Annotated in this window: 20 protein-coding genes; 3 read left to right on the top strand and 17 right to left on the bottom strand. The window is 26.8% G+C overall.

The features are described from left to right. Positions 1-13: 13 nt before the first annotated feature. The 3 genes from BUA77_RS01945 to BUA77_RS01935 form a co-directional block, all read right to left on the bottom strand. Complete coding sequence (locus tag BUA77_RS01945; protein ID WP_072886764.1) at positions 14-823, bottom strand: carbohydrate ABC transporter permease; 810 nt, start codon at positions 821-823, stop codon at positions 14-16. A gap of 13 nt (positions 824-836) precedes the next feature. Next, positions 837-1,703 (bottom strand): carbohydrate ABC transporter permease, encoded by an 867-nt coding sequence (locus tag BUA77_RS01940; protein WP_072886762.1) that lies wholly within the window; start codon positions 1,701-1,703, stop codon positions 837-839. 97 nt (positions 1,704-1,800) lie between these two features. Continuing rightward, positions 1,801-3,090 carry an ABC transporter substrate-binding protein gene (locus tag BUA77_RS01935; protein WP_072886759.1) on the bottom strand — a complete coding sequence of 430 codons (1,290 nt, stop codon included), beginning with the start codon at positions 3,088-3,090 and terminating at the stop codon, positions 1,801-1,803. A 328-nt stretch (positions 3,091-3,418) separates the two neighbouring features. Between BUA77_RS01935 and hsp18 the strand changes: the two genes are divergently transcribed. Together hsp18 and ylbJ are read left to right on the top strand one after the other, a co-directional pair. Continuing rightward, the gene (gene hsp18 / locus BUA77_RS01930) at positions 3,419-3,865 is read left to right on the top strand and encodes a heat shock protein Hsp18 (protein WP_072886757.1); all 447 of its coding nucleotides are present in this window, start codon (positions 3,419-3,421) and stop codon (positions 3,863-3,865) included. 160 nt (positions 3,866-4,025) lie between these two features. After that, positions 4,026-5,231 (top strand): sporulation integral membrane protein YlbJ, encoded by a 1,206-nt coding sequence (gene ylbJ, locus BUA77_RS01925; protein ID WP_072886755.1) that lies wholly within the window; start codon positions 4,026-4,028, stop codon positions 5,229-5,231. A gap of 188 nt (positions 5,232-5,419) precedes the next feature. Here ylbJ and BUA77_RS01920 read toward each other — a convergent pair whose 3' ends face one another. The 6 genes from BUA77_RS01920 to BUA77_RS01895 form a co-directional block, all read right to left on the bottom strand. Continuing rightward, on the bottom strand, positions 5,420-5,857 hold the full coding sequence (locus tag BUA77_RS01920) for an ATP synthase subunit B family protein (RefSeq protein WP_072886753.1): 438 nt from the start codon (positions 5,855-5,857) through the stop codon (positions 5,420-5,422). A 13-nt stretch (positions 5,858-5,870) separates the two neighbouring features. Further along, positions 5,871-6,347: a pantetheine-phosphate adenylyltransferase gene (coaD, locus tag BUA77_RS01915; RefSeq protein WP_072886751.1), complete on the bottom strand. Its 477-nt coding sequence runs from the start codon at positions 6,345-6,347 to the stop codon at positions 5,871-5,873. A gap of 1 nt (position 6,348) precedes the next feature. After that, entirely contained in the window at positions 6,349-6,903 is a 555-nt protein-coding gene (gene rsmD / locus BUA77_RS01910; protein WP_072886749.1) for a 16S rRNA (guanine(966)-N(2))-methyltransferase RsmD, read from the bottom strand. Positions 6,904-6,958: 55 nt separating this feature from the next. Next, entirely contained in the window at positions 6,959-9,013 is a 2,055-nt protein-coding gene (recG, locus tag BUA77_RS01905; protein ID WP_072886748.1) for an ATP-dependent DNA helicase RecG, read from the bottom strand. An 83-nt stretch (positions 9,014-9,096) separates the two neighbouring features. After that, positions 9,097-10,683: a DAK2 domain-containing protein gene (locus tag BUA77_RS01900; protein ID WP_072886792.1), complete on the bottom strand. Its 1,587-nt coding sequence runs from the start codon at positions 10,681-10,683 to the stop codon at positions 9,097-9,099. Positions 10,684-10,737: 54 nt separating this feature from the next. After that, positions 10,738-11,094 (bottom strand): Asp23/Gls24 family envelope stress response protein, encoded by a 357-nt coding sequence (locus tag BUA77_RS01895; RefSeq protein ID WP_072886747.1) that lies wholly within the window; start codon positions 11,092-11,094, stop codon positions 10,738-10,740. Positions 11,095-11,251: 157 nt separating this feature from the next. On the opposite strand from BUA77_RS01895, the gene rpmB reads away from it, so the two are divergent. Next, positions 11,252-11,443 carry a 50S ribosomal protein L28 gene (gene rpmB, locus BUA77_RS01890; protein ID WP_072886745.1) on the top strand — a complete coding sequence of 64 codons (192 nt, stop codon included), beginning with the start codon at positions 11,252-11,254 and terminating at the stop codon, positions 11,441-11,443. 54 nt (positions 11,444-11,497) lie between these two features. Here rpmB and spoVM read toward each other — a convergent pair whose 3' ends face one another. From spoVM to rsmB, 8 genes are all read right to left on the bottom strand, one after another. Continuing rightward, positions 11,498-11,569, bottom strand: coding sequence for a stage V sporulation protein SpoVM (gene spoVM, locus BUA77_RS14785; RefSeq protein WP_143151277.1), 72 nt, complete (start codon positions 11,567-11,569; stop codon positions 11,498-11,500). 281 nt (positions 11,570-11,850) lie between these two features. After that, positions 11,851-12,486: a thiamine diphosphokinase gene (locus BUA77_RS01885; protein ID WP_072886743.1), complete on the bottom strand. Its 636-nt coding sequence runs from the start codon at positions 12,484-12,486 to the stop codon at positions 11,851-11,853. Positions 12,487-12,497: 11 nt separating this feature from the next. Next, positions 12,498-13,154 carry a ribulose-phosphate 3-epimerase gene (gene rpe, locus BUA77_RS01880; RefSeq protein ID WP_072886741.1) on the bottom strand — a complete coding sequence of 219 codons (657 nt, stop codon included), beginning with the start codon at positions 13,152-13,154 and terminating at the stop codon, positions 12,498-12,500. 2 nt (positions 13,155-13,156) lie between these two features. Continuing rightward, positions 13,157-14,041, bottom strand: a complete 885-nt coding sequence (gene rsgA, locus BUA77_RS01875) for a ribosome small subunit-dependent GTPase A (RefSeq protein WP_072886739.1) — start codon at positions 14,039-14,041, stop codon at positions 13,157-13,159. 11 nt (positions 14,042-14,052) lie between these two features. Beyond that, complete coding sequence (pknB, locus tag BUA77_RS01870; RefSeq protein ID WP_072886737.1) at positions 14,053-15,975, bottom strand: Stk1 family PASTA domain-containing Ser/Thr kinase; 1,923 nt, start codon at positions 15,973-15,975, stop codon at positions 14,053-14,055. Between the two features lie 19 nt (positions 15,976-15,994). Next, positions 15,995-16,741 carry a Stp1/IreP family PP2C-type Ser/Thr phosphatase gene (locus BUA77_RS01865; RefSeq protein ID WP_072886735.1) on the bottom strand — a complete coding sequence of 249 codons (747 nt, stop codon included), beginning with the start codon at positions 16,739-16,741 and terminating at the stop codon, positions 15,995-15,997. A gap of 10 nt (positions 16,742-16,751) precedes the next feature. Continuing rightward, positions 16,752-17,777 carry a 23S rRNA (adenine(2503)-C(2))-methyltransferase RlmN gene (rlmN, locus tag BUA77_RS01860; protein WP_072886733.1) on the bottom strand — a complete coding sequence of 342 codons (1,026 nt, stop codon included), beginning with the start codon at positions 17,775-17,777 and terminating at the stop codon, positions 16,752-16,754. 7 nt (positions 17,778-17,784) lie between these two features. Continuing rightward, the gene (gene rsmB, locus BUA77_RS01855) at positions 17,785-19,116 is read right to left on the bottom strand and encodes a 16S rRNA (cytosine(967)-C(5))-methyltransferase RsmB (protein WP_072886731.1); all 1,332 of its coding nucleotides are present in this window, start codon (positions 19,114-19,116) and stop codon (positions 17,785-17,787) included. Positions 19,117-19,239: the final 123 nt, after the last annotated feature.

Below are 19,239 nucleotides of genomic sequence, written 5' to 3'. Positions count from 1 at the left end.
TCTTTTCTTATAGTTATCCTTTAATTCCTGATAATGTAACTCCTTCAACAAATCTCTTTTGTAAAATTAAATAAAATATAAAAGAAGGAAGAAATGTAAGTGTTGCTCCAGCCATTACAAGTCCATAATTTACTGTATATTGAGCATTTAGGGTTGAAATCCCTACAGTTAATGTTCTAACTGAATCATTAGTAGTCATAATAAGAGGCCATAAAAATTCATTCCACGCACCTACAAAAGTAAAAATTGAAAGAGTTATAATAGCAGGTTTAATTAACGGAAGCACAATTTGAAAAAATATCCTAATATCTGAACATCCATCTATTCTCGCTGACTCTATTAAGTCATTTGGAATATTAAGTATTGCCTGACGCATTAAAAATACTCCAAAAGCAGTTGGTATCGGAAGAATAAGAGCATAATACGTATTAATCCAACCTAAATATCTCATTATTATATAAAGAGGTATCATTGTAACTTGTGAAGGTATAATTAAAGTCATAATCATGAAAAAAAATATTTTTTCATTTCCAGGGAAATCCTTTTTAGCAAAAGCAAATCCAGCTAAACTGCTGAATAAAACATTCAAAATTACTCCTCCTAATGCTATAAATGTACTGTTTAAAAAATAATGCATAAAATTATGATTTCTAAATATATTTATATAATTTTGAAATGTTATATCAGAAAACAAAAAATCAAAATTATACGCTGTATAAGTAACTTTTAAAGATGTCATGACCATATACACAAAAGGAACTACCATACAACTTGCAATTACAAGCAAAATCATATTTCCTACAATCCTCTTTATGCTCTTCATTTACTTCCTCCTATTAATAAACTGATTGATCTTTTTTTAAAAATTTCTTTTGTAATATTGAAATAACAGCTATTATAAAAAATAATACATTAGCAACTGCCATGGCATATCCAAAGTTAAATTGTTTAAACGCTAAATTATATATATGAAGAACCATTGTCATAGTAGCTACTCCAGGCCCTCCTCCTGTTAATGTATATACCAAATCAAACATCTGAAAAGACCATATAAACCCTAAGAAAACTACTAAAATAGTAGTCGGTTTTAAAAGTGGTACAGTTATATACCAAAATTCCTGCCACTTACTTGCTCCATCTACTTTTGCTGATTCATAATAACTTTTAGGAATATCCATAATTCCTGCAATATATATAACCATAAAGTATCCTGTGTTTTTCCAAATAGCAATCATCATTAAAGTTGGAAGAGCTGTTTTAATATTTCCAATCCAATTAGGTGGATTTAATCCAATAAATGTAAAAATAGAGTTTAAAGGTGATGTATCTCCATTAAGTAATATTCTCCAAACAATTCCAATAAGTATCATAGAAGATATTACAGGAATAAACATTACTCCCTTTACAAGTTCAGTTAACTTGCTTTTTTCTCTATTAGTCAACCACACTGCCATTATTAAAGAAAATAACGTTTGAAGTGGTACAACAACAATAGTAAATTGAAATGTATTTTTTAAAGATGCTATAAACATCCTATCTTTTCCAAGATTTAAATAATTTTTAATTCCAATGAATTTTGCAGGGGACATAATATTATATTTTGTAAAACTAAAATAAATGGACATTATTATTGGAATAACATAAAAGCTTGTCAATAATATTCCTAAAGGAAATATATATCCATAAATACTTAATTTTTTCATTTATTCTCCTTTCTTTTTAAAAATATTTAAAATTAAAACAAAGCACCAAAAATAAAAACTATTTTTGATGCTTTTATTAAATTGTTTTATACTATTTTTAATCTTGAGCTAACAAGTCATTAGCATATCTTGCTGCTTCGTCTAAAGCTTCTTTAGGCTTAACTTCTCCAGCCATCATTCTTTGTAATTGCTTCCATAAATATTCATATACCTCAACCCCATGAGGAGCTACTACTAAAGGTCTATATATTCCTTTATCATTATATATCATTTCTTTAAGTCTTGGGTCACCTTGATATGGTTCATCTTTAGATATTGGTGCTCTTGGATGATATTTATGGAATTTAATCATAGACTCAGCACTTAACATATGCTGCATTAATTTAAATGCTAATTCTTTATTTTTTGTTGCTGACATTAAAGTTAATTGATCAACAGATGCAAAAGTTCCCATATCTTTATTTTCAAGAGATGTTATAAATCCATAATTTAAATCTGGAAATGATTTATCTAATATCTCAGATGCAGCTGAAGAAAGCCATATACTAAAAGCTGCTTTACCTGGTCCAAAAGTTGTTTGTAGCATTTCTTTATTTGTTTGAGCCATGGCGTTATCTGGAAGTACTTTATCTATAAATTTAAGATTATATAAAAACTGTGCAGCTTCAAGTCCAGCTTCATCATTAAATCTTACTGTCTTTAAATCATCATTATAAAGTTCTCCACCGGCTTGCCATAAAAATCCATACCAGTTCCAGTTAAGATCACCAAAAAAATTAGCTCCCCATCCTTGAGCAAATCCCCATTGATCTATTTTTCCATCACCATCAGTATCTTTTGTTGCTTTTTTAGCTATTCTTCTAAAATCTTCCCAAGTTTTTGGAACTTCTTCTCCTAATTCCTCTAATATATCTTTGTTATAATATAGTACTGCTGGATTTGCAGCCTCTATAGCAAGACCATAAAGTCCTCCAAGCATTTTACCATCTTCTATGTATATATAGTTTTCATAATCCTTATCAGTTAAATAAGGTGTTAAATCTTCTACAGCTCCCATTTCAATAAATTGAGGGAACATTTCTGCATACATATAACCAATATCAGGACCTTCCCCTGCTGCTATAGCTGTTGCATATTTTTCTGGATACCCTTCCCAAGGAATTATTCCCAAATCAATTTCAACATTATTTTCTTCTTCAAATTCTTTTAATATAGGTTCCCAAACAGCTTTATCATCCTCACCAATAGGTGGTAACCATACAGTTAATTTTTCTTTTCCATCTTTACTATTATTATCTGATGAATTAGTACTTCCACATCCTACAAGAGATATAACAATCATAATCATGACAATTGCAAAAGCTAATATTCTGCGAAAATTATTCATAATTCCTCCTCCTAAAATCTATTTTTTCCTTAAACTTAAAATGAAAACGTTTTGTCCATTATGACACTTTAAGACAAATTTCTAAATTAAGTTTATTAAATTTATAACAATATGTCCAATCAAAAAATTCTATAGATAAAACTTTATCTATAGAATTTTTTGATATTTTTTACCACTTATGTTATTTAATTCTTGAATTTTAATTAAATATTTTTATTATTAATGCTTTATTTTTATCTTTTATAAAAATAATAATTTATTTTAGTTTTTTGGTTAAAATAAAAATGCAATCAAATATTAATAAAAATAACTAAAGGAGGTTTTGTTAATGTTTGATATGGTTCCTTTTAGAAAAAATAATAATTCTTTAACAAAAAGAAGTGATTACCTCAATCATCTTTTTAACAACTTTTTCGATGATGATTTCTTTGCTCCAACTACTACTTTCGGGAATAGTTTTAAAGTTGATTTAAAAGAAACTGAAAAAGAATATATAATTGAAGCAGATTTACCTGGAATCAAAAAAGAAGCTATCAATGTTGATTATGAAAATAATTATTTAACTATTACTGCTAAAAGAGAAGAAACTTTAGAAAATAGAAATGATAATTATGTAAGACGTGAGAGAAACTATGGTGAATTTAAAAGAAGATTTTACATTGATAATGTAATTGAAGAAAAAATAAATGCTTCTTTTAATGATGGAGTTTTAAAAATCACTTTACCAAAATTAGAAAAAACAAGCATAAATAAAAGAAAAATCAATATCAATTAATCTAAATAAAATTTAATATTAGATAAATATTCAAAATACAAGTAGATAAAATCTAAAAAATTCATTATATTTTTAGATTTTATCTATTTTTATTATTAAATACATAGATATGCCTTCACATTAATATAATTATATAGAGTAAAACTTTGGAGGCGTTTATATGAAAAAAAATGCATTAATTAAATCTTTATTACCTGGAATAATAGTCCTCTTTTTTATATGTGGAGTAGTAGCATTTCCTAAAGATGCAGTTGAATCTGCTCGTATAGGAATGAATATAACCCTTAATATATTAGTTCCATCATTACTTCCATTTTTAATAGGAGCTAATTTATTAATTAATTTAAAAATAATAGATATGGTAGGGCTATTCCTTGAGAGAATTACAAGATATTTATTTAACGTTCCAGGAAAAGGTTCATTAGTATTTGCAATGTCTATTATATCAGGTTATCCTATAGGATCTAAATTAACATCACAGCTTAGAGAAAATAAGGAAATCAGTAATTATGAAGCCCAAAGACTAGCTTCTTTTTGCTCTACTTCTGGACCATTATTTATGGTAGGCTCTGTTGGAATAGGTATGTTTAACAGCTCTAAAATAGGTTATTTCATAGCACTATGTCACTACTTAGGAGCATTAACTGTAGGATTTATGTTTAGAAACTATGGACGTAAACTAGAAAACAACTGTAGATTCAAAAAAAATATAAATATAATTGAAGAAATAAAAAAAATTATCATATTTAAAAATAGTGAAAACAAAGGATTTTATACTATACTTGGAGATGCTGTAAGAAGTGGAATAAATACTATACTTGTAGTTGGTGGATTTGTAATAATATTTTCAGTTGTTTTTAAAATACTAAGTGTATTAAAGTTTATAGATATAATTAGTAATGTGATTTTCATATTGTTATATCCATTTAATATACCAGAGGATATTATACATGCATTTATAAGTGGTTTATTTGAAATAACTATAGGATGTAATAATATTTCATTATCTTATGGTGTTCCTTTAATACTTAAAATATCACTTTGCACTTTTGTAATTTCTTTTAGTGGAATATCTATACTTGCTCAATGCTCTAATTTTTTATCTAAAACGGATATAAATATATATTTGTACATATTAAGTAAATTTTTACATGGAATATTAGCATTTATTTACTGCTATTTATTATATCCTTTCTTTAAAAATACTTTGAATATAACAACTTTTTATAATTCAATTTATTATAAAATATATACAAATAGAATATACCCTGAGATATCATACTATAATACAATATTTTTAATAATTTGTTTAATAATATATGTATTTTCTTATATGAACATTACTAAAAGAAAATATAAAATATAAAAAAATTCGCTTCATGCTATCGCATGGCTCATGTCGCCAACGAGTCCTAACGGACTCCGTTGCTCAAAATAGTTGATACTTTTATTCAGTTACCAAAGTTATCAACAGTTTAAAAAATTTATAGTTTCCTATAGAATTAAAAATAAAGTCCTGACATTGTTTTTGATATAATTCAGGACTTTTATAATTTATCTAAGCTCTTCTCTATTCTCTTGAAGTGTTTTAACTAAACCTTCTAGATTAATTTGAACCTTTTCTAATATTCCATCTGCATATTCTTTAGCTCCACGTCTAATTTCTTTAGATGTCTGTTGAGCTTGCTCTATTATTTTTTCAGCTTGTTTTTGTGCCTCTTTAATTACTTCGCTATCCTCAACTTGTTCTTGAACATAAGATTTAGCATTTTGTATAATGTTATCTGCTTCTTGCTGTGCCTCAGCAAGTATTCTTTGTCTTTCTGTATTAATCCACTCAGCCTGCTTTATTTCATCAGGAAGCTGAAGTCTTATTTCTTTTATTATTTCTAAAAAATGTTTTTTATCAACAAAAACCTTGTTCCCAAAAGGAATGCCAGAACTTTCTTCTACTAAGTCTTCTAACTCTTCTATTAATTTTAAAAGTTCCAAAGTTAATCCCCCCTTATAGTCTTTCCTTCAACTTACTCAATACAATATCTGGAACTAAATCAGAAATGTCTCCCTTAAATTTGGCTACTTCTTTTATCAAAGAAGAACTTATAAAAGAATATTTTGTACTAGTTGTTAAAATAACTGTTTCTACTTTTGAATTTAGTTGCCTGTTCATTTGAGCCATCTGAAGTTCGTACTCAAAATCTGAAACTGCTCTTAATCCTCTTATTATTGCATTAACATTTTTTTCATTGCAATAATCTATTAACAGTCCAGAAAAACTATCTACTTCTACGTTATCTAAATCTTTAACTACTTCTTTTAAAAGGGTTACTCTTTCTTCAAATGTAAATAAAGATTTTTTATTTGGGTTGTATAAAACTGCAACTATTAACTTATCAAATAATTTAGATGCTCTTTTTATAATATCTAAATGTCCATTTGTAACTGGATCAAAGCTTCCTGGATATACTGCGACTTTTTTCATATTATTCCTCCAAAGCAAAAAATGAAATTGTTGTATTTCCATATTTTTTTTCTCTATATTTATAAAGATTATTTATTTCCTCTAATAATTCATCTTTAGTATCATGTTCTACTATAATTATTCCATCTTCTTCTAATATATTTTTTTTGCTTATTTCTTCTAAAACAGGCTCTATTAGATTTTTAAGATATGGCGGATCCATAAATATTATATCAAATTTATCTCTTCTAACACCTAATTTATTTATAGCACTTATGGCATCAGACAGAATAACTTCACTTTTATCATTAACTCTTGCCTTTTCTATATTTTCTTTAATTACTTTTATACTTTCTTTACTTGAATCAATAAATGTACATTTTTGAGCTCCCCTTGATAATGCTTCTATTCCTAAAGATCCCGTACCTGAAAATATATCTAAAACAAAACTATCTATTAATCTATTATTTATAATATTAAATACAGATTCCTTAACTCTATCTGTAGTAGGTCTTACATCCATTCCTTTTGGAGATTTAAGCTTCAATCCTCTTGCACTACCTGAAATTACTCTCATATCTGTCCTCCTCAGTATATTTTAACACATAATTATATATTATTACATAAATTTATTAATTAAGTGATATCTCATCTAATTTATCCTTAAATTTTTCTAATATTTCTTTTTTTAAGTTTTTATTTTTTTCAAGTTTTAATTTATTATCTTCTCTTATTATTAATTTAGCTTGTTTTTGCGCTTCTTTTAATATCTTCATGTGTTTAAAAATATTTGCTATTTTAAGATCTGGAAGTCCATGCTGTCTTGTTCCAAAAAATTCTCCTGGTCCTCTAATTTCTAAATCTTTTTCAGATATTTTAAATCCATCTGTAGTTTGTTCCATTATTTTCATTCTCTCAAGTGCAATATCATTTTTTGAAGAGTATATAAGTATACAATAGGATTTATATTCTCCTCTTCCAACTCTTCCTCTTAACTGATGAAGCTGAGCAAGTCCAAATCTTTCTGCATTTTCTATTATCATTAAAGTAGCATTAGGAACATTTACTCCAACCTCTATAACTGTTGTTGAAACTAGTATATCTATTTCTCCATTTTTGAATTTTTTCATTATTTCATCTTTCTCATTTGCCTTCATTTTTCCATGCAAAAGTCCTAGTCTTAAATCTCTAAAATATTCTATACTAAGTTCTTCTAAAAGATCGACTGCAGCTTTTGCCTGTATAACCTCTGACTCTTCAACTAATGGACATACTATATAAACTTGTCTTCCAAGCTCTATTTGACTTCTTACAAAATTATATGCTTTTGCTCTTCTTTCTTTAGGAAGAGCAAAAGTGTCTATTTTTTGTCTACCAGGAGGAAGCTCATCTATTATAGATATATCTAAATCTCCATATAAGATAAGAGCCAGTGTTCTTGGAATTGGAGTTGCAGTCATTACTAACACCTCTGGATTATTTCCTTTTTCAGATAACTTACTTCTTTGTCTTACTCCAAATCTATGCTGTTCATCTGTTATAACCATTCCTAAATTTTTGAACTTAACTTCATCTTCAATAAGTGCATGAGTTCCAATTAATATATCAATATCACCATTTTTTGTTTTTTCAAGTATTTCTCTCTTTTGCTTTTTAGTTAAACTTCCTACTAATAATTCTATATTCATATTAAATTTAGATAATATTTGAGTTAATGAATTATAGTGCTGTTCTGCTAGTATCTCTGTAGGAGCCATCATTGCCCCTTGATATCCATTTAAAACAGTATTAGCAAGGCTTAAAAGTGCTACTACTGTTTTACCAGATCCTACATCTCCTTGAACTAATCTATTCATTACTTTATTTGAATTCATATCATCTAATATATCATTTAAAGATCTATTTTGAGCATTTGTAAGCGAAAATGGAAGAGAATTTATTATGTCGTATAGTTTAGAACTCTTTTCAAATTTAATACCTTCTTTATCTACAACTCCATTTTTTAAATAAAATAATCCTAATTGAAGAACTAAGAATTCTTCAAATACAAGCCTATATAAAGCTATCTTTAGATTATTCAAATTCTTAGGCATATGAATATTTTTTATAGAAAAATCAATATCGCAAAGCTTGTTTTTTATTAATATATCCTTCGGTAAATATTCCTTTATATTTTCATCTAAATTTAATATTACGTTTTTTATAATACCACTTATTTCTTTATTAGTAATTCCATATGTAAGAGAATATATAGGTACTATATTACCAACTAAATCTGCATCTTTTGTATCTAATTCTACTTCACAATTTACAATTTCAGTTTTTCCAAATTCTTTTTTTATTTTCCCAAAAGCAACAATTCTATCTCCTTTTTTAAAATTATTTAGAATATATTGCTGATTGAAAAATACAAGCTTTGCATATCCCGTATCATCTCTAACTTCAATTTTACTTATGGTTATCTTATCTCTTGGCTTTACAGTTTCAAAATCTACTATAACTCCTTTTATACATACTTTTTCTCCATTTACTAAATTAAATATTTTTTTAAATTTACTTCTATCTTCATATTGACGGGGAAAATAATAAAGTAAATCTTTTAATGTATATAATCCAAGTTTATTTAGCTTTTTATACCTTTTAGGCCCTATTCCTTTTATATATTGTAAATTCCTATTTAAATCCATATAATATCACCCTAAACTTAGCCTACGTTTTAAAAAGCCCCAATATTATTTAGAAAATAATAAGGGGCTTTAAATAAGTATATTTACTCTACAGAAACAATATAATAGTATAGAGGCTGACCTCCATAATAAAGTTCTACATCTAAATAATCATATTTTTCTTCTATAATGTCTTTTATCTCATTTGCAGATTCTTCATCTATTTCTTCTCCATAAAATAGAGTTATAATTTCACTATCTTCATCAACTAATTCTTCTATTAAAGATAATGTAACTTCTTTCTTATCTTTTCCAGATTTTTTTATTTCTCCCTCACCTATACCTATTATATCTCCTTCTTTTATATCTACTCCATTTATATTTGTATCTCTTACAGCAAATGTTACTTGTCCTGTTTTAACATTACTTAATGCATATTTCATTGCTCTTTCATTTGAAACATAGTCAGCTTCTGGATTAAAAGCTAAAAGTGCAGAAAATCCTTGAGGTGTTGTTTTACAAGGAATTACAATTATATTCTTATTCGAAATTTCTTTTGCTTGATTTGCAGCCATTATTACGTTACTGTTATTTGGAAGTATTATAATATTTTCTGCATTTATATTGTTTATTCCTTCTATAAAATCCTCTGTACTTGGATTCATAGTTTGTCCACCTTCTATTACATAATCAACTCCAAAATCCTTAAATATTGAAGCAAGTCCTTTTCCCATGGCAGTAGCTATAAATCCATATTTTTTCATTTCTTTACTTTCTTCTTCAACCTTTTCATTATATTCTTCTATTAATCTATTTTCATGCTGAACTTTCATATTGTCTATTTTTATTTTATTTAACTGTCCATATTTTATAGCTTCTTCTAAAACTAATCCTGGATTGTTTGTATGTATATGTATTTTAATTAGAGAATCATCTCCAACTACAACTAAACTGTCTCCATATTTTTCTACAATTTCTTTCATTTTATCAGAAGTTATTTTATTACTTTCTAATATAAATTCTGTACAATATGCAAATTTAATATTCTCTGTAGATATATTAGCTTCTTTATTAAATTCTTTATCTAAAGCATAATTGTCCTTTTTAATAGACTCTCCTATTAAAGCTCTATAGGCACCTTCATATATAACTACTAATCCTTTTCCACCTGAATCCACAACACCTGCTTCTTTTAATGCTTTTAATAGTTCTGGAGTTTTATCTAATGATTTATTAGCTTTATCAATTAATTTTTCAAAAAATCTTTTTATATCTTTTTCTTTTTTAGCTATTTTTACTGCATACTCACTAGTTTCTCTGGCTACTGTAAGTATAGTTCCTTCTATCGGTTTTATTACAGCTCTATAAGCAGTATCCGATCCTTCTTTTAAAGCATTTGCCAAATCTATTGTGTTTAATTTATCTTTACCTTCTATAGATTTTGAAAAACCTCTTAAAAGCTGTGATAATATAACTCCTGAGTTACCTCTAGCACCCATTAAAGATCCTTTAGATGCTGCTTTTCCAATATCCTTTATATTATCACTTGAAGATTTCAAAATTTCTCTTACAGCCGAAGCTAACGTTAAAGACATATTTGTTCCTGTATCTCCATCGGGTACAGGAAATACATTTAATTTATCTACAAGTCCTTTATGATTTTCTAAGTTATTTGCTCCAGATATAAGCATGTCCTTCAAGAGCTTCCCGTCTACATATTCTATTTTCAATTTTTTTCCTCCTTACTATTTATTAACTCTGACTCCTTGTACATTTATATCTATTTTTCTTACTTTAAGAGAAGTCATTTTTTCAATAGTGTATTTTACTCTGTTTATTATATTATCAGCAACAACTGATATTTTTGTACCATACTGTATAATAACAAATAATTCTATATAAACATTATCATTTTCTATTTCAACCTTTACCCCATTACTCATGTTTTCTTTTTTTAAGAGTTCAACTAATCCATCAACTTTAGATTTGTAACTAAATCCAACTAATCCATAACATTCTACTGCAGCTTGAGATGCTATTTTTGCTATAACTTCTTTATTAATATGGATATTACCATATTTATTTACGATTGTTCCAGCCATTTTTTTACCCCCCAAAAATAAGATATAGTATAATTCTATATTATATATATAATTTATTCAATACAAATATAACATTTCCCTTGCAAAAGTAAAAGTAATATGATAATATAATTATGTTTTTAGTGACATTGATAAAGGTTTGAAGGAGGTGTTAATCATGGCAAGAGTTTGTGCTGTTTGCGGAAAAGGCAAAGTTTCAGGTAATACAGTCAGTCACTCAAACCGTCATAATAAAAGAACTTGGGCTCCTAACTTAAGAAAAGTTAAAGCTATAGTTGATGGTACTCCAAAGAGATTAAACGTATGTACAAGATGTTTACGTTCTGGAAACGTAGAAAGAGCTATCTAATTTTTGACATACACAAGCCTACTTATTTAAATAAGTAGGCTTTTTCATTTTCCTCTATTTTTTCCTTATAAAAACTTTTATTATTGCAGATAAAAATTTCGGTAATTTAATAGCTACTATTTTCATATTATCCCCCCTATTTAAAACAAATGCAACCTACTATAATAAGGACAGTTGCAAAACAAGTCATCCACAACCAACTAGGTAAAACGATTGAAATTATAATACTAATCCCTATAGCTATACAAATCAGTCCTATTAAATGTTTTGTACACCTTCTCATAGGCTTCACCCCAATATTCTTCATATATTTAATGTATTCAAAAAAATTAGAAATGATACAAAAAAAGTCTTATATTATTTTTATTTAAAACAATTAATAAAAATAACATAAGACTTTAAACTATTTAATCTTTAGCTTTTATTACTAATAAACATCCTTTTTTTAAGCTTATTTTGCATCTATCACTCATCATTACATTTGATACCCCTCTAGAACTTCCAAAGCTTAAATTAAAATTGTTTAAAGGGTATTCCAGACCTTTTAAAGTAACTCCTACTACATCATTATATAAAGGAATAATAGATACTATATCTCCCTGTTTGCCTGTAATTTCTATTTCACTATCTGTTATATATATTTCATTATTTTCATTTATTATACTTGCCTTTATCCCTTGTCTTAGTAAATAATATAAAATATTTATATTAGCTAAAGAATGATCCATTCTACTTCCAATTACTCCTAATAAAACTATTTCTCTTGCTCCTAAATTTATTGCATAATCTATACATATTTCTGTATCTGTTTTATCTTTTTTTGAAGGAAATGTATTAAACTTTATATTTTTATTCATAAAATAACTTTTAACTTCCTTATTTATAGAATCCAAGTCTCCTAGTATTATATTAGGAGTTATTTTCATTTTATACGCATGATTAGATGCTCCGTCTGCACATATTACATAATCAAACTTTTTTATTATGTCTTTGTGAAAATTATAATCTTTAATCTCTCCATTGGCTATTATAGCTACTTTCAATATATCACTTCCTAAATAGCAGCATTTTCCCTAAATTTTTTAACTGTATTTAGTATATCTTCACTATTAAATATTGCTGAACCTGCAACTATAATATTTGCTCCTGCCTTTACTACTTTATCTACATTATCAGGCTTTATTCCACCGTCTACTTGTATATCTACATTTAATCCTTTTTCATCTATTAATCTTTTTAATTCTTTTATTTTATCTATCATATTTTCTATAAATGATTGACCTCCAAAACCTGGATTTACAGTCATAATAAGAACCATATCAAGCTCATCTATAACATGCTTTATAGTTTCAATAGGAGTTGCAGGATTTAAAGCAACAGCAGCTTTTACTCCTAAAGATTTTATATTTTGTATTGTTCTATGAAGATGTGTACATGCTTCTTGATGTACAGTTATTATATCAGCTCCTGAATCTACAAAGCTTTTAATATACATATCAGGATTTTCAATCATTAAATGAACATCAAATACCATATTTACATCTTTTCTAAGACTTTTAGCTATAGCTGGTCCTAATGTTATATTTGGAACAAAGTGACCATCCATTACATCTATGTGTAAATATTCGCATCCTGCATCTTCTACTTTTTTTACATCTTCTAAAAGTCTTGCAAAATCTGCTGAAAGTATTGATGGAGCTAATTTTATCATTACTAATACCTCCTATTATTTTTTCTTATTTCCTTAAGTAGTTGTAAATAGCTTTTATATCTTTCTTTTGATATTTTATCTTTTTCAAGTGCATCTTTTACACCACAATTTGGTTCATTCTCATGTAAGCAATTTCTATAGAATTTACAATCATTAGAGTAATTCTCAAATTCTATAAAATAATCTTTTAATTCCTGTTCTTCTATATCATCTAAATTTAGTGAACTAAAACCAGGAGTATCTGCAACCATTCCTCCAAAATCTAATTTTAAAAGTTCTGCATGTCTTGTTGTATGCTTTCCTCTTTTTATTTTTTCACTAACACTTCCAGTTTCTAATTTCAAGTTTGAATCAATTGAATTTAGAAGACTTGATTTTCCAACCCCTGAAGGTCCTGCAAAAACTACTGTATTATCATTTAATTCTTCTTTTATTTTTTCTATATTTATATCTTTTTTTATACTTATAGGTATTACTTTATATCCTGCTTTTTCATATATACATTTTATTTTTTCAAAATCATTATCTTCATCTAAATCTATTTTGCTAATAGCAATTACGATTTCAAGTCCCTCTTTTTCTGCCAAAACTATGAATCTATCAAGAAGTGAAAGATGTGGATTTGGGTTTTTAATGGAAAATACTATTATAGCTTTAGTTATATTAGCTATAGGTGGTCTTATTAATTCACTGCTTCTTTTTTCAATTTTTTCTATAACACCCTTTTTCTCATCTTCCTTTATAATATTTATTCTTACCAAATCACCTACTAATGGAGTTATTCGCTTTTTTCTAAATATTCCTCTTGCTTTACATTCAAAAATTCCTTCATCTGTATCTACATAATAAAAACCACCTATACCTTTTAGTATTCTTCCTTTTAGCATATTTCCCTCCTTTATTCAAAATCTACTGAAGTTGTTCCATATAAAGCATCATCTACATATATCTCATATTCTTTTTCACCTGTCCCTTCTATCGGAACTGAAACAATATTTCCTTTTTCTTTTATATTAATTTCTTTATTATATATTGTTTTTGATGAATTATTTCCTATTTCTTTAACTAACACATTTACAATTTCTTCATCTTCAGGTAAAGCAATTGAAATCTGTTTTTTAACCACTTTTGGAGATTCTTCTTCTGGCTCTTCTTTATATTCATTAACAGTTAAATCTATCTTTGTTCCTTCTTCTACATGCTGACCTGCCCTTAAACTCTGCTCTAATATTACTCCTTCTTTTTTTGTTTTATCTTCTTTATAACTTATACTTCCTATTGTAAATCCTACCAAATCAGTTCTAGCATCTTCTATAGTTTTTCCAATTAGATTTGGAACCTTTATTAATTTTACTTCTTCACCTTTACTTACTACAAGATCTATTCCTGTACCTTCTTCTACTTCCGTAAAAGCTTTTGGCTTTTGACTTATTACAGTTCCTTCTGGTAAAGAACTAAATTCATACTCTATAATTCCTTCTTTAAGATTATTCTTTTCTAAAATATTATCTGCTTCTTCTAAATTTTCTCTTACTAAATTAGGAACAACAACTGGTTCTCCACCTTTACTAACATCAACCTTTACAACTTGTCCCTTTTTTATTTTACTTCCCTCTTTAGGAATTTGAGTTATTATATGATCTTTTTCAACTGAATCATCATATAATTCTCTTCTTATCTGAACTTTAACTCCTATAGTTTCTAATCTTTTTCTTGCTTCATCTATTGTTGAATTTTCTAAGTTTGGCATTTCATATTGTTTTGTAATAAATAAATCTTTTACCATATACGCTGCAAAAGTTAAACCTAAAGATAAAATTAATGCAACAAAAACAGCTAAAATGGTTAATATTCTTTTATTGCTTTTTTTCTTTTTATTTCTCATATCTACTTTAGCACCTTCTTCTTTGTAATCTTTAGATATTTGCTTTTTTATTTCTTCATTTAATGTATCCAGCTTTTGAGTAGCATAATATTCATAATCTTCTTCAAAGTCAGGCTCAATATCATTTTCTATGTACTCTATATCTCTAATTAATTCTTCAGCATTTTGATATCTGTTAATTTGATTTTTTTGAGTTAATTTACAAACCAACATTTTTATTTCTTTAGATATCTTACCTTCAAATTCTTGCGAAAAAATTATTTCTTCATTTATATGTTTTAATGCTATATTTACAGGAGTATCACCTTTAAATGGAACTTTTCCAGTAAGCATTTCATAAAGTACTATACCTAAAGAATATAAATCAGAGCTTTTATCAACATATCCTCCTCTTGCTTGTTCAGGAGAAAAATAATGAACAGAACCTATAACACTTCCCATAGCTGTTATAGTAGTACTAGTTGTTGCTTTAGCTATTCCAAAATCAGCAACCTTTGCAAGCCCATCTTTTGAAATTAATATATTATGAGGCTTTATATCTCTATGTATTATACCATTTTTATGAGCTTGGCTTAAAGCCATGGCTATTTGCTTAGTTATATTAAGAGCATAAAAAGGATCAAGTGGTCCTTCTTTTTTTATTAAATCCTTTAAATTTAATCCATCAATATATTCCATTACTATATAATGAGTTCTATCTTCTTGTCCTACATCATATATATTTACAATGTTAGGATGTGCAAGACTTGCTGATGCTAAAGCTTCATTTTTAAATTTCAAAACAAATTCTTCATCATCAACAAATTCGGGTCTTAATACCTTTAAAGCTACAGTTCTATTTAAAATTCTACATTTAGCCTTATACACAAAGGCCATTCCTCCATCTCCTATTTTCTCTAGTATCTCATACCTATTACCAAGTACATTTCCTACCAAGTTTATCACCACTCTCTAATTAGATTGATATACATATAACAGATATATTGTCATGGCCACCTTTGTCTTTCGCTAGAGAAATTAATTTAGTGCAGCATGAATCTAAATCTATAGTACTATTTAATACTTTTTCCATATCTTCTATTGGAACACTGTTTGTAAGTCCATCCGTAGTTAATAATATTTTATCATTTTTTGTAACATTTTCTTTATAAAAATCTATTTTTATATATTCATCTGTTCCTATAGCTCTTGTAATTACATTTCTTTGTGGGTGAGTTAAAGCCTCATCTTCTGTTATAGCTCCTTTATCAATTAATTCTTGAATTAAAGAATTATCATTTGTTATTTTTTCTAATCTTCCATTTCTAAATAGATAACACCTGCTATCTCCAATATTTGCAACATACAAATTATCATTATAAACTAATGCTGTTGTTAATGTAGTTCCCATTCCTTCATGTTCTTTCTCATAAAGGGAAGTTCTATATACTATAGTATTTGCATAATTATAAGACTGCTTTAATATAGATGTAATTTCATTTTCATCTTCATAATTACATTTTATCAAATTTTTTCTTAAAAAATATAATGTATTTTCTACTGCTAGTTTACTAGCTACCTCTCCTTTTTTATGTCCACCCATACCGTCTGCTATAATAAATATTCCTATTTCTTCATTATCATCAGATATTATTTCCCCACCACAAAAATCTTCATTTTGTTTTCTTAAATTGCCTATATCTGATAAAATCTTATATTCCATAAAATCACCCCTATAAATGCTTTCTTCTTAGTTGACCACACGCTCCTTCTATATCACTACCCATTTCCCTTCTTATAGTTACTGCAATCCCTTTATTTTTTAGTTCATCTCTAAATTTATATACAAAATTCATATTAGGCTTTTCAAAATTTCTTTCTTCAACTTTGTTTATAGGTATTAAATTTACATGACATAGAAGTCCTTTTAGTTTCTCCCCTAGAAGTTTAACATCTTTTTTTGTATCATTAAATCCCTTTATTAATGAATATTCAAAAGTAACTCTTCTATTTGTATTTTTTATATAATACTTACAAGCTTTAATAATTTCATTTATAGAATATGACTTTCCAATTGGCATTATCTCTTTTCTTTTTTCATCATCAGGAGCATGTAAAGATATTGCTAAATTAATAGGAAGCTTCAAATCAGAAAGTTCATATATTTTTGGTACTATTCCACAAGTTGATAGTGTAATATGTCTGTATCCTATATTTAAGCCATTTTTCTCATTAACTATTTCTAAAAATTTTTTAACTTCATCAAAATTGTCTAGTGGTTCACCACTTCCCATAAGAACTATATTTGACACTCTCTGACCTATATCTTTTTGTATTTTTAATACTTGATCTATAATTTCCCATGATTTTAGATTTCTTTCAAGTCCATCAATAGTTGATGCACAAAATGAGCACCCCATTCTACATCCTACTTGAGTTGAAATACACACAGATACTCCATGTTTATATTTCATCATAACACTTTCTATTATATTGCCATCTTCTAGTGCAAATAGATACTTTATAGTTTCATCTATTTTAGATTCAAATTTCTTGTATATTTTTATATTTCCTATATCTGCTTTACTTGAAAGCTTTTCTCTTAAACTTTTAGACAAGTTATTCATTTCATCAAAACTTTCTACACCTTTATATAACCAACTAAAAATTTGAGTTGCTCTAAATGGTTTTTCTCCTATATCTTTTACAAACTCTTTTAACTGATTTTCTGTTAAAGATTTTAAATATACTTTTTCCATATAATCACTACCTTACTCTTCTTATTTTCGCTATAAAAAATCCATCCATTCCATGAATATGAGGATAAATCTTTACATATCCATTTTCTTGATTTTCTAAATCTATTTTTATATTAGTTATAGGCTCAAGTTTAAAATTATCATTTTCTTTTAAGAATTCTTTTATTATATCTATATTCTCCCTATCTTCTATTGTACATGTACTATATACTAATAATCCACCTTTTTTTACATATTTAGAGCTATTTTTAAGTATATTTTTTTGTATTTTAGGAAGATTTAAAACTTCTTTTTTGTCTTTATATTTAATCTCTGGTTTTCTTCTTATTATCCCAAATCCAGAGCACGGAGCATCTACTAATACATAATCAAATTTTTCCAAACTTTTTTTATCAATATTAAGTGCATCAAATTTTTCAATCTTAACATTACTAAGCCCTAACCTTTTAACATTTTCATTTATAAGTTTTAATTTATGATCAAATATATCTCTAGCAACAACTTGTCCTGTATTTTCCATTAAAGTTGCTAAGTGAGTAGTTTTACCTCCTGGAGCAGAACATACATCTAATATAAGTGAGTTCTCATTTGGATTTATAACATGTCCAATAATCATAGAGCTTATATCTTGTACTTGAAAATATCCTAACTTAAATAGTTTATTATTTTCTATATTCTTAAGATTTTTTACCACTATTGCTTCTTCTATTAATTTTGCTTTTTCACATTCTATGCCCTGATTCTTTAACTTTTTAATAAGTTCATCTCTAGATATTTTTAAAGTATTAGTTCTTAAATATAAGCTAGGTTTTTCATTATTTGCCTCAAGTAAATCTTCTACAAAATCTTTTCCAAAATTTTTAATCCAATTTTCAACAATCCACTTTTCATAAGAATATTTTACAGATAAGTATTTTACTAAATCTTTATTTTTATCTGGATATTTTATACTGTTTTGATTTCTTACAATATTTCTTAAAACACCATTAACAAAACCTGATGCTTTTTTATAATATTTTTTAGCTAAATTTACACTTTCATTAACAGCTGCAAAATCTGTTACACTATCTAAAAATAAAATTTGATATATCCCCATTTGAAGTATTATTCTAACATAAGGAGATAATTTTTTTGATTTAATACTTGAAAATTTATCTATAACATAATTTAAAAAATATCTATTTTCAACAACTCCGTATATAATCTCTGTGACAAAACCTCTATCTATATCTTTTAAGTTGCTATTTTTAAGATATTTATTAACTCCTATATTGGAATACAGTCCTTTATTTTCTATATCATATATAGCATTTAAAGCTATTTCTCTTGCATTTTTCATATTATCTCTCCTTTTTTAAAGTCCTATATAATTTTAATCTAAGGTTTGTATTAAAGCAAGAATAAAGTCCCATATTATTTTAGATAACTAATAAAAATAATATGGGACTTTCCTGAAAATTAA

This window comes from Tepidibacter formicigenes DSM 15518 (assembly GCF_900142235.1).
Taxonomy (GTDB): domain Bacteria; phylum Bacillota; class Clostridia; order Peptostreptococcales; family Peptostreptococcaceae; genus Tepidibacter; species Tepidibacter formicigenes.
This window is presented reverse-complemented; position numbering and strand designations above follow the sequence as displayed.